Annotated in this window: 26 protein-coding genes and 1 tRNA gene; 17 read left to right on the top strand and 10 right to left on the bottom strand. The window is 60.3% G+C overall.

Translation table 11 applies throughout. The features are described 5' to 3' along the window. Window positions 1-144: 144 nt before the first annotated feature. The 13 genes from ruvC to QMX97_RS25210 all read left to right on the top strand — a co-directional run bounded on the left by ruvC (window position 145) and on the right by QMX97_RS25210 (window position 9,581). Window positions 145-669 (top strand): crossover junction endodeoxyribonuclease RuvC, encoded by a 525-nt coding sequence (ruvC, locus tag QMX97_RS25150; protein ID WP_065908840.1) that lies wholly within the window; start codon window positions 145-147, stop codon window positions 667-669. Window positions 670-736: 67 nt separating this feature from the next. Further along, window positions 737-1,348, top strand: coding sequence for a Holliday junction branch migration protein RuvA (gene ruvA, locus QMX97_RS25155; protein ID WP_025854761.1), 612 nt, complete (start codon window positions 737-739; stop codon window positions 1,346-1,348). After that, on the top strand, window positions 1,349-2,407 hold the full coding sequence (gene ruvB / locus QMX97_RS25160) for a Holliday junction branch migration DNA helicase RuvB (protein ID WP_065908846.1): 1,059 nt from the start codon (window positions 1,349-1,351) through the stop codon (window positions 2,405-2,407). It begins immediately after the preceding gene. A 139-nt stretch (window positions 2,408-2,546) separates the two neighbouring features. Next, complete coding sequence (gene ybgC, locus QMX97_RS25165; RefSeq protein ID WP_065908849.1) at window positions 2,547-3,002, top strand: tol-pal system-associated acyl-CoA thioesterase; 456 nt, start codon at window positions 2,547-2,549, stop codon at window positions 3,000-3,002. A gap of 1 nt (window position 3,003) precedes the next feature. Then, window positions 3,004-3,699 carry a protein TolQ gene (gene tolQ / locus QMX97_RS25170; RefSeq protein WP_015885609.1) on the top strand — a complete coding sequence of 232 codons (696 nt, stop codon included), beginning with the start codon at window positions 3,004-3,006 and terminating at the stop codon, window positions 3,697-3,699. Between the two features lie 23 nt (window positions 3,700-3,722). Then, a complete protein-coding gene (gene tolR / locus QMX97_RS25175) occupies window positions 3,723-4,175 on the top strand; it encodes a protein TolR (RefSeq protein ID WP_161793227.1) in 453 nt (150 codons plus the stop codon). Then, on the top strand, window positions 4,175-5,248 hold the full coding sequence (gene tolA / locus QMX97_RS25180; RefSeq protein WP_065908851.1) for a cell envelope integrity protein TolA: 1,074 nt from the start codon (window positions 4,175-4,177) through the stop codon (window positions 5,246-5,248). The genes tolR and tolA overlap by 1 nt, the downstream gene beginning before the upstream one ends. A 17-nt stretch (window positions 5,249-5,265) precedes the next feature. After that, complete coding sequence (gene tolB / locus QMX97_RS25185) at window positions 5,266-6,546, top strand: Tol-Pal system beta propeller repeat protein TolB (RefSeq protein WP_065908853.1); 1,281 nt, start codon at window positions 5,266-5,268, stop codon at window positions 6,544-6,546. Window positions 6,547-6,601: 55 nt separating this feature from the next. Continuing rightward, the gene (pal, locus tag QMX97_RS25190; protein WP_003209827.1) at window positions 6,602-7,102 is read left to right on the top strand and encodes a peptidoglycan-associated lipoprotein Pal; all 501 of its coding nucleotides are present in this window, start codon (window positions 6,602-6,604) and stop codon (window positions 7,100-7,102) included. A 6-nt stretch (window positions 7,103-7,108) separates the two neighbouring features. Further along, window positions 7,109-7,939 (top strand): tol-pal system protein YbgF, encoded by an 831-nt coding sequence (gene ybgF / locus QMX97_RS25195; RefSeq protein WP_120449725.1) that lies wholly within the window; start codon window positions 7,109-7,111, stop codon window positions 7,937-7,939. 164 nt (window positions 7,940-8,103) lie between these two features. Beyond that, window positions 8,104-8,751, top strand: a complete 648-nt coding sequence (gene queE, locus QMX97_RS25200) for a 7-carboxy-7-deazaguanine synthase QueE (RefSeq protein WP_106802748.1) — start codon at window positions 8,104-8,106, stop codon at window positions 8,749-8,751. A gap of 16 nt (window positions 8,752-8,767) precedes the next feature. Next, the gene (gene queC, locus QMX97_RS25205) at window positions 8,768-9,442 is read left to right on the top strand and encodes a 7-cyano-7-deazaguanine synthase QueC (protein WP_162946163.1); all 675 of its coding nucleotides are present in this window, start codon (window positions 8,768-8,770) and stop codon (window positions 9,440-9,442) included. Between the two features lie 63 nt (window positions 9,443-9,505). After that, a tRNA-Lys gene (locus QMX97_RS25210) sits at window positions 9,506-9,581 on the top strand. 137 nt (window positions 9,582-9,718) lie between these two features. Here the strand turns inward: QMX97_RS25210 and QMX97_RS25215 are convergent. The 4 genes from QMX97_RS25215 to QMX97_RS25230 all read right to left on the bottom strand — a co-directional run bounded on the left by QMX97_RS25215 (window position 9,719) and on the right by QMX97_RS25230 (window position 13,989). Next, the gene (locus tag QMX97_RS25215; RefSeq protein WP_282397798.1) at window positions 9,719-12,088 is read right to left on the bottom strand and encodes a TonB-dependent siderophore receptor; all 2,370 of its coding nucleotides are present in this window, start codon (window positions 12,086-12,088) and stop codon (window positions 9,719-9,721) included. Between the two features lie 87 nt (window positions 12,089-12,175). Next, a complete protein-coding gene (locus QMX97_RS25220; protein ID WP_201145793.1) occupies window positions 12,176-13,144 on the bottom strand; it encodes a FecR domain-containing protein in 969 nt (322 codons plus the stop codon). Window positions 13,145-13,147: 3 nt separating this feature from the next. After that, complete coding sequence (locus QMX97_RS25225) at window positions 13,148-13,672, bottom strand: sigma-70 family RNA polymerase sigma factor (RefSeq protein WP_065908874.1); 525 nt, start codon at window positions 13,670-13,672, stop codon at window positions 13,148-13,150. A gap of 137 nt (window positions 13,673-13,809) precedes the next feature. Continuing rightward, a complete protein-coding gene (locus tag QMX97_RS25230; RefSeq protein ID WP_065908876.1) occupies window positions 13,810-13,989 on the bottom strand; it encodes a hypothetical protein in 180 nt (59 codons plus the stop codon). Between the two features lie 75 nt (window positions 13,990-14,064). On the opposite strand from QMX97_RS25230, the gene QMX97_RS25235 reads away from it, so the two are divergent. The 4 genes from QMX97_RS25235 to nadA all read left to right on the top strand — a co-directional run bounded on the left by QMX97_RS25235 (window position 14,065) and on the right by nadA (window position 18,773). Further along, complete coding sequence (locus QMX97_RS25235) at window positions 14,065-14,295, top strand: hexameric tyrosine-coordinated heme protein (RefSeq protein ID WP_282397799.1); 231 nt, start codon at window positions 14,065-14,067, stop codon at window positions 14,293-14,295. Window positions 14,296-14,506: 211 nt separating this feature from the next. Further along, window positions 14,507-15,793 carry an outer membrane protein transport protein gene (locus tag QMX97_RS25240; protein ID WP_120449711.1) on the top strand — a complete coding sequence of 429 codons (1,287 nt, stop codon included), beginning with the start codon at window positions 14,507-14,509 and terminating at the stop codon, window positions 15,791-15,793. Between the two features lie 128 nt (window positions 15,794-15,921). Then, entirely contained in the window at window positions 15,922-17,493 is a 1,572-nt protein-coding gene (locus tag QMX97_RS25245; RefSeq protein WP_282397800.1) for a lactate dehydrogenase, read from the top strand. A 221-nt stretch (window positions 17,494-17,714) separates the two neighbouring features. Further along, window positions 17,715-18,773 carry a quinolinate synthase NadA gene (nadA, locus tag QMX97_RS25250; RefSeq protein ID WP_016973251.1) on the top strand — a complete coding sequence of 353 codons (1,059 nt, stop codon included), beginning with the start codon at window positions 17,715-17,717 and terminating at the stop codon, window positions 18,771-18,773. Between the two features lie 131 nt (window positions 18,774-18,904). Here nadA and QMX97_RS25255 read toward each other — a convergent pair whose 3' ends face one another. From QMX97_RS25255 to gcvH, 6 genes are all read right to left on the bottom strand, one after another. Continuing rightward, entirely contained in the window at window positions 18,905-19,393 is a 489-nt protein-coding gene (locus QMX97_RS25255; RefSeq protein ID WP_282397801.1) for an RDD family protein, read from the bottom strand. Between the two features lie 95 nt (window positions 19,394-19,488). Beyond that, a complete protein-coding gene (locus QMX97_RS25260) occupies window positions 19,489-19,701 on the bottom strand; it encodes a cold-shock protein (protein ID WP_003365337.1) in 213 nt (70 codons plus the stop codon). 389 nt (window positions 19,702-20,090) lie between these two features. Continuing rightward, on the bottom strand, window positions 20,091-21,215 hold the full coding sequence (gene gcvT, locus QMX97_RS25265; protein WP_282397802.1) for a glycine cleavage system aminomethyltransferase GcvT: 1,125 nt from the start codon (window positions 21,213-21,215) through the stop codon (window positions 20,091-20,093). A gap of 39 nt (window positions 21,216-21,254) precedes the next feature. After that, a complete protein-coding gene (locus QMX97_RS25270) occupies window positions 21,255-22,631 on the bottom strand; it encodes an L-serine ammonia-lyase (RefSeq protein ID WP_065908886.1) in 1,377 nt (458 codons plus the stop codon). Between the two features lie 187 nt (window positions 22,632-22,818). Next, window positions 22,819-25,659 (bottom strand): aminomethyl-transferring glycine dehydrogenase, encoded by a 2,841-nt coding sequence (gene gcvP / locus QMX97_RS25275; RefSeq protein WP_282397803.1) that lies wholly within the window; start codon window positions 25,657-25,659, stop codon window positions 22,819-22,821. A gap of 10 nt (window positions 25,660-25,669) precedes the next feature. After that, the gene (gene gcvH / locus QMX97_RS25280; RefSeq protein ID WP_282397804.1) at window positions 25,670-26,053 is read right to left on the bottom strand and encodes a glycine cleavage system protein GcvH; all 384 of its coding nucleotides are present in this window, start codon (window positions 26,051-26,053) and stop codon (window positions 25,670-25,672) included. Window positions 26,054-26,405 lie beyond the last annotated feature (352 nt).

Here is a 26,405-nt window from a genome sequence, read left to right on the forward strand (position 1 = left end):
GGCTTGCCTGCGAAAGCATCACCGCGGTGCCACTGACACACCGGGGCGCGCGCATCGCAGGCAAGCCAGCGCCCACAGGGTTCTATGCTGTTACACACGATGTGTGCCTGGCACATACCGCTGTAAATCCAACCCGCAGGCGTTATGACTTTAATCCTAGGTATCGACCCCGGCTCGCGCATCACCGGTTTTGGCGTGGTGCAGCAGACGCCACGTGGCTGCATCTACGTTGCATCGGGGTGCATTCGTACCGGTGCGGGCGAGCTGGCCGAGCGCTTGCAGATCGTCTATCGCGGCGTGCGTGAAGTGATCCAGACCTATGGGCCGGTGACCATGGGCATCGAAAAGGTCTTCATGGCCAAGAATGCCGACTCGGCCCTCAAGCTCGGCCAGGCCCGGGGCGCCGCCATCGTGGCCGGTGCGGAGGAGGGCATGGAAATCGCCGAATACACCGCGACCCAGGTCAAGCAGGCCGTGGTGGGGACCGGTGCAGCCAATAAAGAGCAGGTGCAGATGATGGTCATGCACATGCTCAAGCTCACCGCCAAGCCGCAGATCGACGCCTCGGACGCCCTGGCTATTGCGATTTGCCACGCGCATACCCGTTCCAGCCTGCTGCCCCACGGCCTCGGTACGGCACGCAGTCGTGGCGGGCGCCTGCGTCTCTGATAGCATCAGCGCAATCGTTATTTCCGGTCAGGCCATGCTCTGACCCCAAGCTTTAAGGATCTGAACCGTGATTGGACGCTTGCGCGGCACCCTGGCTGAAAAACAGCCGCCGCACCTGATTCTGGATGTAAACGGGCTGGGGTATGAGCTGGAAGTGCCCATGACCACCCTGTATCGCCTACCGTCGGTCGGTGAGCCGCTGACGCTGCACACCCATCTGGTGGTGCGCGAAGACGCGCAACTACTCTATGGTTTCATCGGCAAGCGCGACCGCGATTTCTTCCGCGAGCTGATTCGCCTCAATGGCGTGGGACCGAAACTGGCCCTGGCATTGATGTCGAGCCTGGAAGTGGATGAGCTGGTGCGTGCCGTTTCAGCCCAGGACACCTCGGCGCTGACCAAGGTCCCGGGGGTCGGCAAGAAGACGGCCGAGCGCCTGCTGGTAGAGCTCAAGGACCGCTTTAAAGCCTGGGAAGTGGTGCCGAGCATGTTTGCCCTGGTGCCGAACCAACCGGATATGCCGGCGGGCCAGGTCGCCAGCGCCGAAAGTGATGCGGTCAGCGCGCTGATTTCCCTGGGCTACAAGCCGCAGGAAGCCAGCAAGGCCGTATCGGCCATCAAGGACAAGAACCTGAGCAGTGAAGACATGATCCGCCGCGCCCTGAAGGGAATGATTTAAGTGATTGAAGCTGATCGTCTGATCGCGGCCACTGGCCCCCGTGACCGTGAAGAAATCCAGGACCGCGCCATCCGCCCCCTGAGCCTGGCCGACTATATCGGCCAGCCCACCGTGCGCGAGCAGATGGAGCTGTTCATCCAGGCAGCGCGCGGGCGCAGCGAGTCCCTGGACCACACCTTGATCTTCGGCCCGCCGGGGCTCGGCAAGACCACCCTGGCCAACATCATTGCCCAGGAAATGGGCGTGTCGATCAAGTCCACCTCCGGCCCCGTGCTGGAGCGCCCAGGCGATTTGGCGGCATTGCTGACCAATCTCGAGCCCCACGATGTGCTGTTCATCGACGAGATTCACCGGCTGTCGCCGATCGTCGAGGAAGTGCTGTACCCCGCGATGGAGGACTTCCAGCTCGACATCATGATCGGCGAAGGCCCGGCAGCTCGCTCGATCAAGCTCGACCTGCCGCCGTTCACACTGGTCGGCGCGACCACCCGTGCCGGGATGCTGACCAACCCGCTGCGAGACCGTTTCGGCATTGTTCAACGTCTGGAGTTCTATAGCACCGCAGACCTGGCGACCATTGTCAGCCGTTCGGCGAGCATTCTCGGCCTGCCGCTGGACCCGGAAGGCGCGTTTGAAATCGCCCGCAGGGCCCGCGGCACGCCACGGATCGCCAACCGCCTGCTGCGCCGCGTGCGTGACTTTGCCGAAGTGCGTGCCAAGGGGCATATCACCAAGGCCGTGGCCGACCTGGCCTTGAACCTGCTGGATGTCGACGAGCATGGCTTCGATCATCAGGACCGGCGTCTACTCTTGACCATGATCGAGAAGTTCGACGGTGGCCCGGTGGGGGTCGACAGCCTGGCGGCGGCCATCAGTGAAGAGCGCCACACCATCGAGGATGTGCTGGAGCCGTACCTGATCCAGCAGGGCTACATCATGCGTACGCCGAGGGGCCGGGTAGTGACGCGGCATGCGTATCTGCACTTCGGGTTAAACATTCCGTCACGATTGGGTGAGATGCCTGTGGTAGACGAATTCCTCGATGCAGTGGACGATTAAAAGCTTCACGCAAGTCGATTTATTCGATGTTTGTGCTGTCCTAGTGGCTGGCGTCGTCATTCAGTCACTGGAAATGTTTCGGTGGATGAAAAAACAGTTGCCCAGCCGGATTGGCAACCTGAGGAGTAAGCACTAGAGTATGCGCGCGCAAAACGGGGATCAGTCGTTCGCACATCGCTGTCGCGTTTATTACGAGGACACCGATGCTGGCGGCATCGTGTATTACGTCAATTACCTCAAGTTCATGGAGCGGGCTCGAACCGAGCGGCTACGGGAGCTGGGCTTTGCCCAATCCGAGCTGGCAGGGGAGGACCTGTTGTTCGTCGTGCATTCCAGCGAGGCGCGGTATCACGCGCCGGCGCGGTTGGACGATGAACTGCTGGTCAGCGCTGAAGTAATCGAATTGAACCGTGCCAGCCTGCGTTTCAAGCAACAGGTCAGGCGGGCAACGGATGCAACGCTGCTCTGTGAGGGGCAGTTCCTGGTGGCGTGTGTGCGCACCAACAGTTTGAAACCTCGGGCCATTCCCGAAACTCTACGTGCGGCCTTTGCCGCCGTGAGCGGCGCGGGTAAACAATCAAAGCAGGAGATTTAGCGTGGAACCTACCGTCGTCGACCATTCCTCCATGTGGAGCCTGGTCAGCAATGCCAGTGTTGTGGTTCAACTGGTCATGCTGACCCTGGTAGCCGCATCGGTTACCTCTTGGGTCATGATTTTTCAGCGCAGCAACCTGCTGCGCGCCGGTCGACGTGCCCTGGAGAGCTTCGAAGAGCGCTTCTGGTCGGGTATCGACCTGTCCAAGCTGTACCGCCAGGCCGGCAGCAACCCTGACCCGGATTCGGGCGTGGAGCAGATCTTCCGTGCCGGTTTCAAGGAGTTCTCGCGCCTGCGCCAGCAGCCGGGTGTTGATCCGGAAGCCGTGATGGAAGGCGTGGCACGTGCCATGCGCGTGGCCATCTCCCGTGAAGAAGAGAAGCTGGAGCAGAGCCTGCCGTTCCTCGCCACCGTCGGTTCGGTCAGCCCGTACATCGGCCTGTTCGGTACCGTGTGGGGGATCATGAACTCCTTCCGTGGCCTGGCCCAGGCCCAGCAAGCGACCCTGGCCACCGTGGCCCCAGGTATTGCCGAAGCCCTGATCGCCACCGCGATCGGCCTGTTCGCCGCTATCCCCGCAGTAATCGCCTACAACCGCTTTGCTGCCACCAGCGAAACGTTGATCGGCCGTTACTACACCTTCGCCGATGAATTCCAGGCGATCCTGCACCGTAAAGTGCACACCAGCGAAGAATAAGCAGGTAATTCCCAATGGCTTTAATCGCTCGAGCTCGCAAAAAGCGCAAGCCGGTCGCCGAGATGAACGTAGTGCCCTACATCGACGTGATGCTGGTGCTGCTGGTCATCTTCATGGTGACCGCGCCGATGCTCAACCAGGGCGTGAAGGTTGATCTGCCCAAGGTTTCCAGTGAAGCCTTGCCGCAAGACAACAACACACAGGTCCTGACCATTTCGATCAAGGCTGACAAGACCTATTACTGGAACCTTGGCAGCGAAGTCGACACTCAGAAACAGCAAGACAAGGCCTTGACCCTGCCGGCGATGACCGATGCGGTGACCAAGATCATTCGCTCCGGCAACGAAGGCGGCAAGCACACCCAGGTGTTCATCCGGGGTGACAAGTCGGTCGACTACGGCTCTGTCATGGGCGCCATGGGCGGGCTGCAGAAGGCCGGCGTCGGTAACGTTGGCTTGATTACCGAGGCGCCCTGATGCAGCAACAGCGAGAGCCGTCCGCCTCGGAAAGCTTCTTCTGGCCTAGCGTCTGGGCAATTGCCCTGCACGTCCTGGTGTTTGGAATGCTGTTCGTCAGCTTTGCCATGACCCCGGATCTGCCGCCAGCCAAGCCGATCGTGCAGGCGACCCTGTATCAGCTGAAATCGAAAAGCCAGGCCACCACCCAGACCAATCAGAAGATTGCGGGTGAGGCCCAGAAGTCGGCTGCGCGCCAGACTGAAGTCGAACAGATGGAACAGAAGAAGGTCGAGCAGGAAGCGGTGAAGGCTGCTGCGGAACAAAAGAAAGAAGAGGCGGCTCAAAAGGCCGAGGAATCGAAAAAGGCTGACGAAGCGAAGAAGGCCGACGAGGCGAAAAAGGCTGATGAAGCCAAGAAAGCCGAGAAAGCTGCCGACGCGAAAAAGGCCGAAGAGAAACAATTGGCTGATATAGCCAAGAAGAAAGCCGAAGACGAAGCGAAGAAAGCTGCCGAAGAAGAGGCCAAGAAAAAGGCCGCTGAAGACGCCAAGAAAAAGATAGTCGAAGACGCGAAGAAGAAAGCCGCCGAAGACGCCAAGAAAAAAGCTGAAGCAGACGAGGCGAAGAAGAAAATCGCCGACGACGCGAAGAAGAAAGCTGCCGCCGATGCCACCAAGAAAAAGGCCCAGGAAGCAGCGCGTAAATCCGCCGAAGAGAAAAAGGCCCAGGCCTTGGCAGATTTGCTCTCCGACACGCCGCAGCGTCAGCAAGCCTTGGCCGATGAGCGTGGCGATGAAGTCGCGGGCAGTTTCGACGACCTGATTCGGGCACGCGCAGCAGAAGGCTGGACCCGTCCACCTTCGGCACGCAAAGGCATGACAGTAGTGCTGCAGATCGGCATGTTGCCGGACGGTACGGTGACTTCGGTCAGCGTGGCCAAGTCCAGTGGTGACGGTTCGTTCGACAGTTCGGCGGTTGCCGCGGTCAAGAACATTGGCCGGTTGACCGAGATGCAGGGAATGAAACCAAGCGACTTCGCTCCCTATCGTTCATTCAAGATGACATTCACACCTGAGGATCTAGCCTTGTGAGAAACCTTCTTCGAGGAATGCTTGTCGTTATTTGCTGTATGGCAGGGATAGCGGCGGCGGATGAAAAGAACATCCTGGTCACCAGCGGTAGCGATCGGGCCACCCCGATCGCAGTCGTACCGTTCGGTTGGCAGGGCGGCAGCGTGCTGCCGGACGACATGGCCCAGATCGTCAGCGATGACCTGCGCAATTCCGGTTACTACGCGCCGATTCCGAAAGGCAACATGATCAGCCAGCCTACCCAGGCCAGCGAAGTCATCTTCCGTGACTGGAAAGCCGTCGGCGCCCAGTACCTGATGGTCGGCAACATCGTTCCGGCGGGTGGTCGCCTGCAGATCCAGTACACGTTGTTCAACGTGGCCACTGAGCAGCAGGTCTTGACCGGCAGCGTTTCGGGGACTGCCGAACAGCTGCGCGACATGGCCCACTACATCTCGGACCAGTCGTTTGAAAAACTCACCGGCATCAAGGGGGCGTTCTCGACGCGCCTGTTGTATGTCACGGCTGAGCGTTTCTCCGTAGACAACACTCGTTACACTTTGCAGCGCTCGGACTATGACGGTGCACGCGCCGTGACCCTGCTGCAATCGCGTGAGCCTATCCTGTCGCCGCGTTTCGCGCCGGATGGCAAGCGTATCGCCTACGTGTCTTTCGAGCAGAAGCGTCCGCGAATCTTCGTCCAGCACATTGATACTGGCCGTCGTGAGCAGATCACTAACTTCGAAGGCCTCAACGGTGCACCGGCCTGGTCGCCGGATGGTTCGCGCCTGGCGTTCGTGCTGTCCAAGGACGGCAACCCGGATATCTACGTGATGAACATGGCTTCGCGCCAGATCACTCGCGCAACCAGCGGCCCGGGTATCAATACCGAACCGTTCTGGGGCAAGGATGGTTCAACCATCTACTTCACCTCTGACCGCGGCGGCAAGCCACAGGTCTACAAGGCGAACGTGAATGGTGGTGGTGCAGAGCGTGTTACTTTTATCGGTAACTACAATGCCAATCCGAAGCTTTCGGCTGATGAAAAGACGTTGGTGATGATTCACCGTCAGGATGGTTTCACTAATTTCCGGGTTGCGGCCCAGGATTTGCAGCGTGGAACGGTAAAAATCCTCACGGATACCAACCTTGATGAGTCAGCTACTGTTGCGCCCAACGGCACCATGGTAATCTACGCCACCCGCCAGCAGGGCCGGGGAGTCTTGATGCTCGTGTCCATTAATGGACGCGTAAGGCTCCCGCTTCCTACCGCTCAAGGCGAAGTCAGAGAACCGTCCTGGTCCCCTTACCTGAACTGACGCGGCGCTACAAAAAGAAGTACTTAACACACTGGGGTTCATTAGGAGTTTCACGATGGAAATGCTGAAGTTTGGTAAGTTTGCTGCTCTGGCTCTGGCTCTGTCCGTAGCCGTTGGTTGCTCGTCTAAAGGCGGCGACAATGCCGGTGAAGGCGCAGCTGTTGATCCAAACGCTGGTTACGGCGCTAACACTGGTGCAGTTGACGGCTCCCTGAGCGAAGAAGCTGCTCTGCGCGCTATCACCACTTTCTACTTCGAATACGACAGTTCGGACCTGAAGCCAGAAGCCATGCGCGCTCTGGACGTTCACGCGAAGGACCTGAAAGCTAACGGCGCTCGCGTTGTTCTGGAAGGTAACACCGACGAACGTGGTACTCGTGAGTACAACATGGCACTGGGCGAGCGTCGTGCGAAAGCCGTTCAGCGCTACCTGGTACTGCAAGGTGTTGCTCCAGGCCAACTGGAACTGGTTTCCTACGGTAAAGAGCGTCCAGTTGCTACTGGCCACGACGAGCAGTCCTGGGCTCAAAACCGTCGCGTCGAACTGCGTAAGTAATTCGTCATGCGAACGTGCCGTCGTGCTCTAACTGTATTGGCTCTCAGCCTCGCCCCGCTTGCGGTGTGGGCTGCGGTTCCTGTGGAAGATAGCAACTCTGGCTATAACAATAGCGGGAGCAGCTATCCGCCAGCAGGTTATGGCACGAACGGCGCCTATGCGGGGGGAGCGGCTACGTCCGCTCCCTCGGCACAGGGCGAACTGTTCAACCAGCTGCAACGCATGCAGGATCAATTGTCGCAGCAGCAAGGCACGATTGAAGTACTGCAAAATCAAGTGAACCAGCTGAAGCAAGAAGGCCTGGAGCGTTACCAGGATCTTGACCGACGTATAGGAGCCGGCGTTACACCTGCCGCTACTCCTGATAATTCTTCTACCGGTGGCGCGCCAAGCGCTGCTGCCGGTGGTGCAGCAGCAGGGGCCGCAGCTGCCGCCCCTGCCGCCAGCAGCGAACCGGGTGATCCGGCCAAGGAAAAGCTGTATTACGATGCCGCTTTCGACCTGATCAAAGCCAAGGATTTCGATAAGGCCAGCCAGGCCTTTACCGCATTCCTGCGCAAGTATCCGAACAGCCAGTACGCGGGCAATGCCCAATACTGGTTGGGTGAGGTCAACCTGGCCAAGGGTGATCTGCAGGGCGCCGGCCAGGCATTTGCCAAGGTCAGCCAACTGTACCCCAAGCACGCCAAGGTGCCTGATTCGCTGTACAAACTCGCCGACGTAGAACGCCGCCTGGGTCATACCGACAAGGTCAAAGGCATTCTGCAGCAGGTTGTCGCCCAGTATCCGGGGACTTCCGCTGCCCAGTTGGCGCAACGGGATCTGCAACGCTTGTAAGCGATGCTGTCCGTTTAGAAGAAACCCGCGCCTGTCGCGGGTTTTTTCGTTAGAATCCACGCCCTTTTATGAAACACGCTTTTTGGGGTCTACGCGTTGGCGGGGTCCCTTGAAGTGCCTGACGGAGGCGGACAGCCTGTTTAGCTGTTACGCCCGTGGCGACTATGCAAGACACATTACGTATCACCGAAGTTTTTTACTCGTTGCAGGGTGAAACGCGCACCGCTGGCCTGCCCACAGTCTTTGTGCGGCTAACCGGTTGCCCGTTGCGTTGCCAATACTGTGACAGCGCCTACGCCTTCAGTGGCGGTACGGTGCGCACCCTCGAAGACATCCTTGAGCAGGTTGCCGGTTACCGGCCGCGCTACGTCTGCGTGACGGGCGGCGAGCCGCTGGCGCAACCCAATGCCATCCCGTTGCTCAAACAGCTGTGTGATGCCGGTTACGAGGTGTCCCTGGAAACCAGTGGCGCCTTGGATATCTCTGCGGTGGACCCGCGCGTGAGCCGCGTAGTCGACCTGAAGACCCCAGGCTCCAAGGAAGCGCATCGCAACCGCTATGAGAACATCGATCTGCTGACGGCCAACGACCAGGTCAAGTTCGTCATCTGCTCCCGTGAAGATTACGACTGGGCGAACTCCAAGCTGATCCAGTATGGCCTGGACCGTCGCGCGGGCGAGGTGCTGTTCTCCCCCAGCCACCATGACTTGAATGCGCGTGACCTCGCCGATTGGGTGGTTGCGGACAATCTACCGGTGCGCCTGCAATTGCAGTTGCATAAATACCTTTGGAACGACGAGCCAGGACGCTGATATGACTGAACACACCATGGATCAAAAACGCGCAGTAATCCTGCTTTCCGGCGGCCTCGACTCCGCCACGGTGGTGGCAATGGCGCAGGCTGAAGGTTACACCTGCTACACCATGAGCTTTGACTACGGCCAGCGCCATCGCGCCGAGTTGAACGCAGCTGCGCGTGTCGCGCGGGACATGGGGGTTGCCGAGCACAAGGTGATCGGCCTGAACCTCAATGGCATCGGCGGCTCGGCCTTGACCGACAGCAGCATCGATGTGCCAGAAGCACCGAGCGAAGGCATTCCGGTGACTTATGTGCCGGCACGCAACACCGTGTTCCTGTCCCTGGCCCTGGGTTGGGCTGAAGTGCTGAACGCCCGCGACATCTTTATCGGCGTCAACGCCGTGGATTATTCCGGCTACCCGGACTGTCGCCCAGAGTTCGTCGAGTCGTTCGAGCGCATGGCCAACCTGGCGACCAAAGCCGGGGTAGAAGGGCAGGGGTTCCGTATCCTCGCGCCGCTGCAAAACCTCAGCAAGGCCGATATTGTGAAGGCTGGTGTAGGACTTGGCGTCGATTATTCGCTGACTGTTTCCTGCTATCAGGCAGACGATGACGGCCGTGCTTGTGGGAAATGTGACAGCTGCCGACTGCGCGCAGAAGGCTTCCAAGCGGCCGGAATTGCGGACCCAACGCGTTATTTCTGATTTATTTCAAATAAGGTGTTGAATAATCCTTAGAAATCAGTATTATACGCGCCACCACACAGCGGGTCGTTAGCTCAGTTGGTAGAGCAGTTGGCTTTTAACCAATTGGTCGTAGGTTCGAATCCCACACGACCCACCATTTTTGGCGGTTTAGAAAATCCGGAAGGCCCACGCAAGTGAGGATTTCCGGGTTTTTTTTTGCCCGCAAGAAACCCATTCTCTCGCAGCCCGCCTTATGAGCAGCCCTCGCCTGGCTATCAGGCGAGGGCCAACGCCTCAGAAGTTGTACTTCAGGCTGGTCATGACATTACGCGGCGCGCCATACATCCCTTCTGAATAAACGCGTGCGTAGTACTCGCGGTCGAACACGTTGTTCAGGTTGACGGTGGCACTGAGGTTTTTCGAGAAGTCGTAACGCGCCATCAGGTTGGCCACGGCGTAGCTGCCCTGCTGGTAATAGTGCAAATCTTCGCCGGTCTTGGTCTGCCAATTGAACCCGCCACCCACCGTCACTTTGTCCAGCACGCCTGGCAAGCGATATGAGGTGAACGTCTTGAACAAATGCCGAGGCAGGGTAGTGACGATGCGTTTGTCGTCCGCATCGGTGGTGACGCTGTAGGCATAGCCGGCAGATGCCTGCCAGCCTTCGGCCAATTCCCCATTGATTTCCAGCTCGACCCCTTGGGTCTTGGCGCTTTGCTCGATGCGGTAGGCCTGGGTATCCGATTGCCAGACAGCGAGGTTGTCCTGTTCGAGTTGGAACAGTGCCAGGCTGGCGTTCAACTGTTCGTCGTAGAAGCTGCCCTTGATCCCCACTTCATAGCCTTTGCCCTCCAGGGGCGGCAAGGCCTTGCGGTTGATGTCGCGCACGTAGGACGCCTGCGGATTGAAGATCTTGGTGTAGCTGGCATACAACGCCCAATTTTCATCCAGGTCGTAGACCACGCCGGCATAGGGAATAAAGACGCCTGTTTCGCGTTCCTTGACCGAGGAGGTGCCTTCACCATACACGTTGGTGTCGGTGTCACGCTTCCAGTCGGTCAAGCGCCCGCCGAGGATCAGGCTCAAGTCGTCAGTGATGTGCAGGCGTGAAGTCAGGTAGGCGGCATATTGCTTCTCGCGGATGCTGCCCTTGCCGAGTACCGGCGTCGCCGGCTTTGGCGAGTCGCCGTTCCAGGTGCGGTAGTCAGGCACCTGGAAGCCATAGTCGCGTAGCCAATCCCCGTAGTTGGGGGTGTGTTCTTCGTAGTCGGTCGCGGTAATGCCGGTGATCAGCTCGTGTTCACGGCCGAATGCCGAGAACGGGCCGGTGAGGTAGGCGTCCAGGTTGTCCTGGCGTGGTGTGCCCGACCAACGTACAGGCAGCAGGGTGCCACCCGAACCAGTGGCCTGGTCGAGGCTGCCGATGGTAAAGGAGAAAAACTCGTCGAACTTGTTCTCGGTGTGGCCGTACTCGATCTTGCCGCTCCAGCCGTTATCGAATTGATGCTCGATGGAGGTGAAGTAGTTGGTCTGGTCGTGATCGTTGTAGGACCATTTCGGTGCGGTATTGAGCGAGCGTTGGGCATGGGTTTTCTCGCCGTTGCTGAACAGCGTCTGGTAGCCGCCGCGCAGGGGCGAATCAACTTGGGTCTTCTGGTAGCTGAAGCCTGCGGTCAACAGGGTTGAATCGCTGAGGTCGAACTCGCTGATGCCGTAGATTAATTGCGAGTCTTGCTTGAAGCGGTCGATCCAGGCCTGCTCGGTCTTGTAATCCACCACCAGCCGGCCGCGAACAGTGCCGGTTTCAGTCAGTGGTCCGGAGACATCGACGCCCGTGCCATAGCGGTCCCAACTGCCGGCTTCTGCAGTGAGGCTGACCTGGGCCTGCGCTGTCGGGCGTTTACGGATCAGGTTGATCGTCGCCGAGGGGTTGCCCATCCCACTGATCAGGCCGGTAGCGCCGCGTACGATCTCTACCCGGTCGTACATCGCGGTGCTTTGGGTGTAATTGTCCATGCGCGTGGAGGTGGGCACGCCGTCAATCTCGAAGTTCTGGATCTGGAAACCCCGGGACCAGTAGCTGTCATTCTCGGTGCCCAGGCCCGCGCGAGTCACCGCGATGCCGGGGCTGGCTTCAAGCACGTCCGTCAGGTTGTTGAGTTTCTGGTCATCCAGGCGCTGGCGGGTCATCACTGTGACCGATTGCGGGGTTTGCTTCTGGGTCAGGTTAAGCCGGGTCGAGCTGCTGGAGGAGTAGGCGGTGTAGGAACCGGTGCCTTCAGTGGTCGAGCCGGGGGCCTTGCCGGAGATGGTCGTGCTGCTCAACTCCAGTCGTGAGGCCTCGCTGGGCGCTGCCTGCAATTGGTAGCGTTGGCCGCCCAACTGCACCGCAGTGAGGCCCGTGTTCAGCAGCAATATCTGCAAGGCCTGCTCGATGGAGTAGTTGCCGCTGAGGGCATGGCTGGTTTTTCCGGCCGTCAGTGCGGCATCGGCAGCCAGGTAAATACCGGCCTGGGCTGAGAGCAGGTTCAATTGGGTCGCCAATGGCCCGGCGGCGATTTCGTAATGTTGCTCCTCGGCCCAGGCGATGGGGCTGACGCTGGCCAGGGCGAGGGCGGCCGAGCAGGCGAAAAGATGCAGCGGAAGATGAGGGCTGAGTGACATCTTGAGGGTCCTTGTAGAGGTGGCTCGCGGCCATGTCACTAGCTAAATCGAATGAGAATTAAAATCAGGAAGTGGCGTCGGAAAAAATTAGCGAGGCTTCACCGTCGTCCAACCCGCAAAGGTCTGTTCGATACGAACCGGCAACACGCCTTCGAGCATCGCCAGGGCCTGGTCGGTGTCGTGCAGGGGAAATGTGCCCATCACGCGTAACTGGGCGACACGCGGGTCGACGCCCAGGTGCCCACGGCGATAGTTGGCCAATTCGTGAATAAACTCCTCCAACGGCATGTCTTCTGCCGGCAACACCCCGCGCGTCCAGGCTTGGCGTTCAAGCTGCGCCGGTGTTGTTTCGCTGATGCGCTGCGTATCGAACCACAGGCGTTCGCCAGCCGCGGCCACACGTACCTGGGGCGTGTCGATGCACCGCGCCTGCACCGCCCCTTCATACACATTGAGTTGAGTGCGTGATGCCTGCTCACGCACGCTGAATCGAGTGCCCAGTGGGGTAAGGCTGCCCTGGGCGGTCGTCACTACAAACGGGCGAGGGTCGGCCGCGGTCGCGATCATTACCTCACCCTGATACAAGCGGATGCTGCGTTGCCCTTTATTCATATCAACGTCCAGCGCGGTGGCGCTGTTGAGCCAGATACGCGAGCCATCGGCCAGGCGGCGTTCGAGGATTTGCCCGGTGACGGTGCGATAGCCGGCCTGCCAGGCCAGCAGTTGCTGGGTCAATGCGCCATGGCGCCAGGCCAGTCCTCCCAGCAGCAGCCCGCCGCTGATGATCGACAAGCTGCGCAGCACCTGGCGGCGGGACCGGGGCGAATGTTGCAGTGATTGCAAGGTGCGGCTGGCGGTATCGGCATCACCCTGCAGCGGCGCGAAGCGCTGGCTGACCCGCTCCACGTAGCGCCAGGCCTGCTGATGACTGTCACTGCGCGCCAACCAACGTTGCCAGGCTTCCAGCTGCGCAGCATCGTTGGGCGCGCTACTCAGCCGGGCGAACCAGTCGGCGGCTTCCTGCAGCGTGTGATGATCGGGCTTGGACACGGGCATGATTCAGCTCAGGGCCTCGTCCAGTTCTGCCTCGAGCAGCAGGCACTGGAACATGGCCTTGGCCATGTAATGGGTGACGGTCCGCGCGCTGACACCCAGTCGCTCACCGATGGCCTGGTAACTCAACCCCTGCAGTTGCGCGAGCAGGAATGCCTCGGCTACTTTCGGCGGCAAGCGTTCCAACATGGCCTGGACCTGTTGCAGGGCCTCGAGCACCATCGCACGGTGCTCTTCCGATGGCATGCAATGCTCTGGGCGACTGGACAGCACCTCCAGCCACGCGCGTTCAACCCGTTGGCGCCGCCAGAAGTCCACGCAGACATGCCGCGACATGGCGCTGAGGTAAGCACGTGCATGGCCTTCACTGTCAAACGCCTTGGGCTTGCTCAGCAATCGCACGAATACGTCATGCGCCAACTCGGCGGCATCACTCGAATTACCCAGCTTCTTGTTCAGCCAGGCGCGCACCCAACCGTGATGCTCTTGGTAGAGCCAGCCGACATTGGACAGATCTGGAGAGATGGGCATGACGCAAGCGCACTCCGTCGTCGGGTTCAGTACCCGAACGGACTAATGGGAATTATTCTCAATATTAACCTTGGCGGCGCGCCTTCACAACCGCCAGGTACAAAGGCGCGCAGGCTCGCGCCGAACCCTGCGCGACTTCAGGGGCACGCTGTGGGTATCTGCTCGATAAAGTACTCGCAGATCAGCCGATCTTCGCGCAAGCACTGTTCTGTAGCCGGGCAGCCTGTCGCCTCGGAAAAGAAGCCCGCCATCGCCCGGCACACGCACTGCTCCTCGCGCACCACGCTGCCCACCGGGCAGGTGAAGTTGCGCACCATGAACCCACCGTCCTCGGCCGTGGCGTGGCGAAAGCTGATCCACGGTCCATGCAACCTATAAAAAGGCACACCCTGATGAGTTTGATACCGAACAATTCCCTGATCACCGCGACGCCTGAAGAAGGGCGCGAACTCGCCATCAAGATGTCCCGGCTGGTCATCAAGGCCACGCAGCCCGACGAGGCGGTACGTGGCCGCTTGCGCGATGTGTACGCCAATGACGCCGCCATGCTGATCAGCATTGGCCAGGTGGTAGCCACCGAATTTGCGACGATTGCGGCGGCGAACACATACTGGAATCCATAAGATTGCCGGGCGGCCAATGGCCCGCGTTGGCTGCCTGGAACCGGCGGGTCAGATTCGGGTCAGGAGGTCAGAAACAGACGCGAAAAATCGACCAAAGTCTTTGAAATATCTAGGATTGTCGGACAATCCAGCAGATGAAAAACTCTTCATAAACCGCTCGCTCGAACGTTGGTAGCTTCCTCGTCGCTGCCCCATAATTCGAGTCCTAATAATGAATAACAAAACTCTTAAAGGCGCCTTGGCGCTCGCCGTTTCACTTGCCTCCACCCCGCTGTTCGCCGGTGGTTTCGCGCTCAACGAACAAAGCATCAGTTCAATGGGCACGGGCTACGCCGGTCGTTCCTCCTCTGCCGACGACGCCAGTACGGTGTTCGGCAACCCGGCCGGCATGTCCCGCCTCAAGCAGAATGAAGTGAGCATCGGGGCGACCTACCTCGATGCCAAGACGAACATCAAGGATGCCAGCTCGACCCAAGGCGGTGCCGACAACCCGGGTACCAACAAAGGCGACATGGTCCCTGGGATTGCCGTGCCGATGGGCTACCTGGTCACGCCGATCGATGAGCACTGGGCATTCGGTCTCGGGATCTACGCGCCGTTTGGCCTGGTGACCGATTACGAACACAGCTTCCAGGGCAACGCCTTCGGCAACAAGAGCAAGGTCCAGGTCATCACCGTACAGCCGACGGTCAGCTACGCATTCAATGACAAGGTCTCGGTGGGTTTCGGGCCGACGTTCAACAAAATCAACGGCGAACTCGACTCCAAAGTGCCAGCGTTTGGCCTGGGCACCGAGGCGGTCAAGATCAAGGGTGACGACACTGCGACAGGTTTCAACGCCGGTATCCTGGTGCAGGCATTGGACTCTACCCGCGTCGGCGTGACCTACCACTCGCAAGTCGTCTACCACCTGAGTGGCCATACCAATGCCTCGGGCGTGCTCTCTGATCTGTTGGACGGCGGTTCGCAGCGTTATGACGCCAAGCTCAACGTCACCACACCGTCGTCCGTGGATTTCTCGGTCACTCACCAACTGACGGATGACTGGACCCTGTACGTGGGCAGCACCTACACCCGCTGGAGCCAGTTGAAGAAAATCACCGTCAACAATACCGGTGTATCGGACATCACCAGTGAGCTCGCCGGCCTGGACTCCATCACCGAACAGCAGCATTGGCACGACACCTGGTCCCATGCGATCGGCGCGGCGTATCGCGTCAACAAGCAACTGGTATTGCGCACCGGGTTCTCGGTTGACCAGACCCCGACCAACAACACCGACCGCTCCGTACGCATTCCTACAGGGGACCGTACGGTTTTCAGCCTGGGAGCCGGTTGGACGCCAGTCGACAACCTGACTTTCGATGTGGCGTATTCCTACTTGAAGGAAGAGCCGATCAAGGTTCGTCAGACCCAACCTGCACTGGGCCTGACCTACGACGCCAAGTATGAAAACAGCGCCAATGGGTTCGGCGGTTCAGTGACTTACCGCTTTTAATCCGCGCCAGATAGCGAAGAGCCAGATTAACGTCGTGGCTCTTTGCTACTAATTTCCCCGCTGTCCCTGTCAATCCTCCTGCGTCTTTGCTTAAATCAGAGGGTAAACATTCGCAGACAGGGATCGTCATGAGTACGCTGTTACCTATCAGTTCCGCCAATTCGCTGCCTATTCGGCCAGTGGAACCGTCACCCGTCACGCCGCCGCAGAGCAGCGTTGTAAGCACACGGCCTTCGTCGGTGGTCAGCTTGGGCAACGTCGTGTCCGACACCCTTGCCGATACCTATTCCCGCCGCGGCCAATTGCCGGGCCAGGACATTGTGCGTGCCTGGGAAAGTGACAGCCAGGACACACTCAGCCGCGCGATCAATACCAACTTCAATTCGCCGTCCACTGCCAACCGCTTCAATGGCCTGGGCGCCAGCCTGGTTGAGCAGTTCGCCAAGAATGGCGCGGGCATTTCTCAGTCCGTGCTCTACGCGAGCGCCGATCGAGCGGACAGCGCCGGCGAGATCAAGACGGATCAAACTTTGCTGCACAGCAAAGCCGACAACCTGGTCAGCCTCAGCATCAAGACGGCCAGCGGCAAGACCGTAACCTTCAGCCTGTCCAGCCAGAAAGATGGCCTGGGTGTGCAGGCCAACGTCGAAGGCGGTGCTCTGAGCGCCGAAGAACTCAAGGCGGTCGGCCAACTGGGCAGTGCCTTCCAGGCTGCGGTGGATGGGCTCACCGCTGTTCCGCCGAAACTCGACCTGGGCAACCTGACCCAATTTGACAGCAAAGTATTGGCGTCGGTGGACCTCAACACCACGCTCAAGACGCGGAACGGGCCTGACCTGAAACTGGCCTTTCACGCCGACAGCCAGAGCCGTACCACGCGCATGAGCAGCCTGAGCGGCGAGCTCAACCTGAGCGTCGACCTGAAAAACGCCTCGATCCTTGGCAATGCGCAGCAACAGGCCAAGGCGCTGAAAAGCTACCTGGCCCAGTTTGACCGTGCCCAGGAACGTGGCAGCGCCAAGGCCGAGCTGATGACCCAGTTCAAGGACGCCTTCAGCGCCCTGAACAGCAACTATCCACAGGGCGCGAGCCTCCCCGAGGCGCTGACCCGCAACCCGACGGACCAGGGCTTGTTGACGGGCCTGGCAGACTTCAAGGCGTCGATCAAGCAGGCGGTCGATTCGTCCAACCCGATGCGCCCCTCTGAAGTCGACAGCTTTGCCTATGACGTGTCGCAGAAGACCCGCGTCGGCGGCAAAAGCGCGCTGGACCGCAGCGTGAGCCAGGACCAGCAATCGAGTCTTTCCGCCAGCTTCCACAAGGGGCTCAAGGGTGGGAAGGCGCCTGAGCTGAGCGGCGATCCAAACTCGCAGAATTATCTCTATATACAGGTGGAGGATAAGGCCAGCAGCTCTGCCAACATCGCCTACAAGGATGGCCTGCTGACCAACGCCTCGGTCGCGCAAACGGCCAGCCAGAACACCCGCACGCAGCAATACGTGATGGGCAAGCTCGTGGATGAGACCAACGTGCCGAAGGAAGCCACTGTCCAGCGTGACTACCTGGTGCTGCTGGAGTACGCGGCCAAGGAAAGCAAAAAGTCCAAGGACGCCCTGGAAGAGTCCACGTTAAAGGACGCCCTGGCCAACATGCAGGCCTCGGTTCTGCTGCAGAACGATCCTTCCGCCCTCGTTCGCTGATCCTTGTGCACGAGCCGGTTTGCCGGCTCGTGTGCTGGAGGTGAATCGCGTCGTCATTCCCGCCCCAGATTAGGCTTTTGAATCCATTCGATATTCTGTAGCCTTGCGCAGCTTCACCCGTGCTTGATGAACACAATCACTTCGTCCGGCGGCGCCCGTAGGGCTCCAGAGCCGGTGGTACACTCGACTTTCGCGCAACTGCGCCTGCAGGTCTTGCGAACATGACGCAAATTTCCGAACGCCTACTGGTTCAAGCCCACCTCGACGCCAAGCAGCCTAAAGCCCTCAGCGCCGATGAAGAGGCGAGCCTGCGTGCCGCCATCGCCGCCGAGCTCAAGGCTCAGGACGCGGTGCTGGTTGCCCACTTCTACTGCGACCCGGTGATTCAGGCCCTGGCCGAAGAAACCGGTGGCTGTGTCTCCGATTCCCTGGAAATGGCGCGCTTCGGCGCCGCTCACCCGGCCAAGACCGTATTGGTCGCCGGCGTGCGTTTCATGGGCGAGACCGCGAAAATCCTCACGCCGGAAAAACGCATCCTGATGCCGACCCTGGAAGCCACGTGCTCCCTGGACCTCGGTTGCCCGGTGGATGAGTTTTCGGCGTTCTGCGACCAGCACCCTGAGCGGACCGTGGTGGTGTATGCCAACACCTCGGCGGCGGTCAAGGCGCGTGCCGATTGGGTGGTGACGTCCAGCTGCGCGCTGGAAATCGTCGAGAGCCTGATGGACAACGGTGAAACCATTATCTGGGGCCCGGACAAACACCTGGGCACCTATATCCAGCGCCAGACCGGGGCCGACATGTTGCTCTGGGACGGTGCCTGCATCGTCCACGAAGAGTTCAAGTCCAAGCAATTGGAAGACATGAAGGCGCTGTACCCGGACGCAGCGATCCTGGTGCACCCGGAGTCGCCGACGTCAGTGATCGAATTGGCCGATGCCGTGGGGTCCACCAGCCAGTTGATCGCGGCGGCCCAGCGTTTGCCGAACAAGACATTTATCGTGGCGACCGATCGCGGCATCTTCTACAAGATGCAGCAGCTGTGCCCGGACAAGGTCTTTGTCGAAGCGCCAACCGCCGGTAATGGCGCGGCGTGCCGCAGCTGCGCGCACTGCCCATGGATGGCGATGAACACGCTGGAGCGCACCCTGCAATGCCTGCGTGAGGGCAGTAACGAGATCTTCGTCGAGCCTTCGGTGATCCCCCACGCCGTGCGCCCGCTCAAGCGCATGCTGGACTTCACCCAGGCCGCGCGCCTCAAACTCGCCGGCAACGCCTGATCTTGAGCTGGCACGGTTAAAAATGTGGGAACTGGCTTGCCTGCGATAGCATCACCTCGGTCTGTTGGATAAACCGAGGCGCTTGCATCGCAGGCAAGCCAGCGCCCACCTTTGATTTTCGTCGTTGCGGATTACTTCTTTTTCTTCGGAATCTGCACCAGTTGGGTGTCGGAATAGATGTCATGCCAGCTGCGCTTGCGCTTGTCGAACAGCGACCAGATAAACCCCAGCCCCACGCACAACCACGACGCAATCGACACCACAAAGCGCAGCAGCGCCTGCCACAGGCTGATGCGTGAGCCGTCGGCGTTCTGCACGCGCACACCCCACACCTGCATGCCCAGCGTCTGCCCCGAATGGGTCCAGAACTTGGCAAAAAAACCGAACAGCACGAAAAACAGAATCGTCGACAGCAACGGATCCCCATCCAGTGCGCCGGACTCGGTGAGGGTGCGCATCTTGGCTTCGCCGATGAGCGCCATCCACACCAGCTTGTAGATGAACGCCGTGACAATCAGCAGCGCCGTGCACAACAGGAAGTCATAGAACATCGCTGCCAGACGACGGCCCAGGCCAACGGCGGGGAATTCGCCTTGGGGGCTCAGCAAGGGTTTGGACATGGCAGGCTCTCTTGGGGAAAAAAGCCATTTTACGAGCAAACGCACATAAAAAAGCCCCTGATGTCACCATCAGGGGCTTTTTGTCGCAGCAGGGATCAGCCTTCTGCTTGTACTTCGTCAGCCTGCATGCCTTTCTGGCCTTGCACGGCAACGAAGGTCACTTTCTGGCCTTCTTTCAGGCTCTTGAAGCCGTTGCCCTGAATAGCGCGGAAATGCACGAACAGATCCGGACCGCTTTCTGGAGTGATAAAACCAAACCCTTTCTCGTCGTTAAACCACTTGACGGTACCGCTCTGACGTTCAGCCATTTTCTTATTTCCTTGACGCTAAAAATTAATGACAGCCCCTTTCACATGAAAGAGTACTGGGCTGGGTTGCAGGAAAGTAAGAGACGTCGAACGGGTTGTAGCAAACTTTGGCTACTGCCCAGGTCCAGGTTCCAAGCGACCCATGCAAACACAGTGAACAAACTCTACGCCAACTACTGGAGAAAAAACAAGCCCCGGGCAAGCCCTTGGTTTTGCTTGGCTGTATGACACTTCGGTCAACATTTGGGATCTGACTTATTCGATAGAGTTGTTCACTTGTTATAGCCCGGCGCTGATAACGATGACTATCGTCAATGCACTGTTTTATGGCGGTTGCGTTACAGTTTAGTGCACGTTAACGCAACCGCGTTACTTATAGGAACAGTCAATCAGCCACGATAGTAACGCTGTGGCACAAATGGCATTTTGCTTACACGAAGTGGCACTTTTTTCCCACGCACCAGCGCGAATACTTGGGTGTCGAGCGCGACGAATGCATTGTCCAGATAACCCATGGCCAGCGGGCCGCCCAGTGTCGGGCCAAAGCCACCGCTGCACACACTGCCAACCACGGTGCCGTGGTCGTCGACAATCTCGGCGCCTTCACGCACCGGTGTGCGCTCTTGTGGCAGCAGGCCAACGCGTTTGCGCTTCACTCCGGCCTGCTGCTGGCTGAAGATGCGGTCGGCGCCGGGGAAACCACCGGCACGCGGGCCGTCGGCACGACGGGCCTTGGAGATCGCCCACAGCAGGCTGGCTTCGATCGGCGTGGTCTCGGTGTTCATGTCGTGGCCGTAGAGGCACAGGCCGGCTTCCAGGCGCAGTGAGTCACGGGCGCCCAGGCCGATTGGCTGCACTTCGGTCTCGGCCAGCAGGCTGCGGGCCAGGCTTTCGGCGCTGGCGGCGGGCACGGAAATCTCGAAGCCGTCTTCACCGGTGTAGCCGGAGCGGCTGACGTAGCAGTCCACGCCCAACAAACGCAGGGAGGCGAACTGCATGAAGGTCATCCCGGTGACTTCCGGTGCCAGGCGCGCGAGCACCTTGACCGCCGCCGGGCCTTGCAGGGCGAGCAGGGCACGCGCCTCGAACAGTGGCTCGATGCTGCACTGGTCGCCGATGTGCTGGCGCAGGTGGGCCAGGTCCTGGTCCTTGCAGGCGGCGTTGACCACCAGGAACAGCTCGTCGTTACCCAGGTTGGCCACCATCAGGTCGTCGAGGATGCCGCCCTGCTCGTTGGTGAACATCGCGTAGCGCTGCATGCCCACCGGCAGGTCGATGATGTCGACTGGCATCAGGGTCTCCAGGGCCTTGGCGGCATTGGCGCCAGTGAGGCGAATCTGGCCCATGTGCGACACGTCGAACAGCCCGGCCTGGTCACGGGTGTGCAGGTGTTCCTTCATCACGCCGAGCGGGTATTGCACCGGCATGTCGTAGCCGGCGAACGGCACCATGCGGGCGCCCAGTTCGAGGTGCAGGGCATGCAACGGGGTTTTCAACAGGGTTTCGGTGGACATATTCAGCTCCTGAAAAACGTGCTGGCGCGCTTGTCGGCGTCAGCACTCGATAATGTTGACCGCCAAACCGCCACGGGCGGTTTCCTTGTATTTGCTTTTCATGTCGGCGCCGGTCTGGCGCATGGTGCGGATGACTTTGTCGAGGGAGACGAAGTGTTGCCCGTCACCGCGCAAGGCCATGCGCACCGCATTGATGGCCTTGACCGAGCCCATGGCGTTGCGTTCGATGCAGGGCACCTGCACCAGCCCGCCGATAGGGTCACAGGTCAGTCCGAGGTTGTGTTCCATGCCGATCTCGGCGGCGTTTTCGACTTGCGAGACGCTGCCGCCCAGCACTTCGCACAGCGCGCCGGCGGCCATCGAGCAGGCCACGCCGACTTCACCCTGGCAGCCGACTTCGGCGCCGGAGATCGAGGCGTTTTCCTTGTACAAAATGCCGATGGCGGCGGCGGTGAGCAGAAAGCGCACCACACCATCCTCGTTCGCGCCGGGGATAAAGCGCATGTAGTAATGCAGCACCGCCGGCACGATCCCGGCCGCACCGTTGGTGGGCGCGGTGACCACACGCCCGCCGTTGGCGTTTTCTTCGTTGACTGCCAGGGCGTACAGGTTGACCCAGTCCAGCACCGACAACGGGTCGCGCAGCGCCGATTCAGGATGCTTGCACAGTTGCCGATGCAGGGCCGCAGCGCGGCGCTTGACCTTCAAGCCGCCGGGCAGAATCCCCTCGTTGCGACAACCGGCGGCCACGCAGTCCTGCATCACTTGCCAGATCTTCAGCAAGCCGGCGCGGGTTTCCGCTTCCGGGCGCCAGGCGCTTTCATTGGTCAGCATCACCTGGCTGATGGACAACCCGTAGGTGGTGCAATGGCCGAGCAAATCCTTGGCGTGCTTGAACGGGAAGGTCAGGGGGGTGGCGTCTTCGACGATCCGGTCGGCGCCTGCGGCGTCTTCATCCACGACAAAACCGCCGCCGACCGAATAGTACTCGCGGCTGCGAATCTGGATACCGGCCGCATCAAAGGCACGAAAGATCATGCCGTTGGGGTGGTAGGCCAGGGGTTTGCGAATCATCGCCAGGTGTTCTTTCTCGTTGAACGCGATGCTGTGTTCACCGAGCAGGTTCAAGCGACCGTCGCTGCGCATCTGCGCCAGGCGCGCGGCTACGGTTTCGGTATTCACGGTGTCCGGGTGTTCGCCTTCCAGGCCCAGCAACACGGCCTTGTCGCTGCCGTGGCCTTTGCCGGTGGCGCCGAGGGAGCCATAGAGTTCCACCTTGATGCCGGTGGTGGCGCCCAGCAGGTCGTCACGGCGCAACCCTTCGACGAAACGGGCGGCGGCGCGCATCGGGCCGACGGTGTGGGAACTGGAGGGGCCGATGCCAATCTTGAACAGGTCGAACACGCTAAGGGACATGGTTGTTCTCCGGTTTCTTATTATTGATCGGATGTACGCGGCCCAATGTGGGAGCCGGGCTTGTGTGGGAGCTGGCTTGCCTGCGATAGCATCACCTTGGCCTACTGGAAGACCGAGGTGCTTGCATCGCAGGCAAGCCAGCTCCCACAAAAGCCGGCGCCCACGAGACCGCGTTGTAACCGTCGGGTTACGCGTAGCTCTCGATCGACGGGCAAGCGCACACCAGGTTGCGATCGCCAAACACGTTGTCGACGCGGCCAACCGGCGGCCAGTACTTGCCTTCGATCAGCGAAGCAACCGGGTACACCGCTTGTTCACGGCTGTATGGGTGGCTCCATTCGCCGACCAGTTCCGCTGCGGTGTGCGGGGCGTTTTTCAGCGGGTTGTCGTCCTTGTCCAGGGTGCCGTTTTCCACCGCGCGGATTTCTTCGCGGATGGCGATCATCGCGTTGCAGAAGCGATCCAGTTCTTCCTTGGATTCGCTCTCGGTCGGCTCGATCATCAGCGTGCCGGCCACCGGGAACGACATGGTCGGCGCGTGGAAGCCGAAGTCGATCAGGCGCTTGGCCACGTCATCCACGCTGATGCCGCTGCTGTCCTTCAGTGGGCGCAGGTCGAGGATGCACTCGTGGGCTACCAAACCATTGCTGCCGGTGTAGAGCACTGGGTAGTGCTCTTCGAGGCGACGGGAAATGTAGTTGGCATTCAGGATCGCCAGCTGCGAAGCGCGCTTGAGGCCCGCGCCGCCCATCATGCTGATGTACATCCAGGTGATCGGCAAAATGCTCGCGCTGCCGAACGGCGCCGCGCACACCGCGCCTTCCTTGCGTTCCATGGCCGCATGGCCAGGCAGGAATGGCGTGAGGTGCGACTTGACGCCAATCGGGCCGACGCCCGGGCCGCCACCGCCGTGTGGAATGCAGAAGGTCTTGTGCAGGTTCAGGTGGGACACGTCGCCACCGAACTTGCCCGGTGCGCACAGGCCGACCATCGCGTTCATGTTGGCGCCGTCGATGTACACCTGGCCGCCGTTGTCGTGAATGATCGCGCAGATTTCGCGGATGCCTTCTTCGAATACGCCGTGGGTCGACGGGTAGGTGATCATCAGCGCGGCGAGGTGCTCGCGGTGCTCGATGGCCTTGGCGCGCAGGTCTTCGATGTCGACGTTGCCACGTGCATCGCACGCGGTGACCACGACGCGCATACCGGCCATGTTGGCGGTAGCCGGGTTGGTGCCGTGGGCCGACGACGGGATCAGGCAGATGTCGCGACGTGCTTCGCCACGGCTCTGGTGATACGCACGAATCGCCAGCAGGCCGGCGTACTCGCCTTGGGAACCGGCGTTCGGTTGCAGCGAGATTGCGTCATAACCGGTGGCCGCGCAGAGCATGGCTTCCAGCTCGGACGTCAGCTGCAGGTAGCCGGCGCTTTGCGAGGCTGGGGCGAAGGGGTGCAGGGCACCGAACTCGGCCCAGGTCACCGGGATCATTTCGCTGGCGGCGTTGAGCTTCATGGTGCACGAGCCCAGCGGGATCATGGTGCGGTCCAGGGCCAGGTCCTTGTCGGCCAGCTTGCGAAGGTAGCGCATCAGCTCGGTTTCCGAGTGATAACAGTTGAACACCGGGTGGCTGAGGATCGGCGACTGGCGCAGTTGCGCGGCAGGCAGGCGGCTTTCCACCTTGGCGGCGAAGTCCGGCAGGGCCTTGCCATCGGCGAAGATCGACCACAGGGTCTCGATATCGGCCTGGGTGGTGGTTTCGTCGACCGACAGGCCGACACGCTCGGCATCCACCACCCGCAGGTTGATGCGTTGGGCGCGCGCCTTGTCGTGCAGGGCCGCGGTTTGGGCGCCGGTGTTGAGGGTCAGGGTGTCGAAGAAGTGTTCCTGCTCGACTTTCAGGCCCAGGGCGGTCAGGCCGCTGGCCAGGATCGCGGTGAGCTGGTGCACGCGCTGGGCAATCTGCGTCAGGCCTTTGGGGCCGTGGTACACGGCATACATGCTGGCGATGTTGGCCAGCAGCACCTGGGCAGTACAGATGTTGCTCGTGGCCTTCTCGCGGCGGATATGTTGCTCGCGGGTCTGCATGGCCAGGCGCAGCGCCGGCTTGCCGAAACGGTCGACGGAGACACCGACCAGCCGGCCCGGCATGTCGCGCTTGAACGCATCCTTGGTGGAGAAGTACGCCGCGTGCGGGCCGCCGAAGCCCAGCGGCACGCCGAAGCGTTGTGCGCTGCCGATGGCCACGTCGGCACCGAACTCACCCGGCGGGGTCAGCAGGGTCAGGGCCAGCAGGTCGGCGGCCACCGCCACCAGGGCGTTGGCGGCGTGGAAGCGTTCGGTCAGCTCGCGGTAGTCGAACACATCACCGTTGCTGGCCGGGTATTGCAGCAGGGCGCCAAAGAATGCGCTGACGTCGCTCAGTTCGCGCTCATCGCCGACCACTACGTCGATGCCCAGGGGCTCGGCACGGGTGCGCAGTACGTCGAGGGTCTGCGGGTGGCTGTGGATCGAGGCGAAGAAGGCATTGCTGCCCTTGTTCTTGCTCAGGCGCTTGCAGAAGGTCATGGCTTCGGCGGCGGCGGTGGCTTCGTCGAGCAACGACGCGTTGGCGATCGGCAGGCCGGTGAGGTCGCTGATCAGGGTCTGGAAGTTCAGCAGCGCTTCCAGGCGGCCCTGGGAAATCTCCGGCTGGTACGGGGTGTAGGCGGTGTACCAGGCCGGGTTTTCCAGCAGGTTGCGCAGGATCGGCGACGGCGTGTGGCAGTTGTAGTAGCCCTGGCCGATGTAGGTCTTGAACAGTTGGTTCTGGCCGGCGATGGTCTTGATCTTGGCCAGGGCCTCGGCTTCGCTGAGGCCGTCTTCCAGGCCGAGCACGCTGGTGCCCTTGATGCTTTCCGGGATCACGCTGGCGCTCAGGGCTTCCAGGGAGTCAAAGCCCAGGCTCGCCAGCATGAGCTGCTCGTCTTCCTGGCGCGGGCCGATGTGGCGGGCGATGAATTCGTTGGCGGTGCTCAAATTAACAGTCATGGCGCGCTCCTCAGACTTGGGCGTTGGCTTTGATCAGACGGTCGTACGCGTCCTGATCCAACAGTTTAGCGACCGCCTCGGCATCGGCCGGTTTAAAGCGGAAGAACCAGCCTTCGCCCATCGGGTCTTCGTTGACCAATTCCGGGCTGGCGTCGAGCTTGTCGTTCACTTCGAGGACTTCACCGTCCAACGGCATGTACACGCCGCTGGCGGCCTTGACCGATTCAACAGTGGACGCTTCAGCGCCCTTGTCGTAGGACTGCAGCTCCGGCAGTTGCACGAAAACCACATCACCCAGCGCATTCTGCGCGAAAGCGGTGATACCCACGGTGACGCTGCCATCGGCTTCGGCGCGCAGCCATTCGTGATCTTCAGTGAAACGCAACTCGCTCATGGAAACTCCTCGGGGCCAGATTCGTCTGGTGGACGGGATTGGAATAATGAGGAGTTGCTTAGCAATATCGCGGCCAACGTCATTAAGTCGTTATAAATCAATGATTTAATAAAATTGATGATGACAATATAGAGATTGGCTGTAGCGATTTCGCTACAGTGCGACGCCAGAAAAAAAGCCTATGTGGATCAAAGCCTTGCATGGCGCGCAAAAAACAGGGTTGTAGCGATATCGTTACGCTGTAGCGCTTTCAGTACAGGTGGGAGTCGCTTTTGATATCAACGTTGGAATGCAATCACTGTGGGAGCTGGCTTGCCTGCGATAGCGGTGTTGACCGACTCACCGCTATCGC

This window comes from Pseudomonas sp. PS01298, from assembly GCF_029959745.1.
Lineage (GTDB): Bacteria > Pseudomonadota > Gammaproteobacteria > Pseudomonadales > Pseudomonadaceae > Aquipseudomonas > Aquipseudomonas aylmerensis.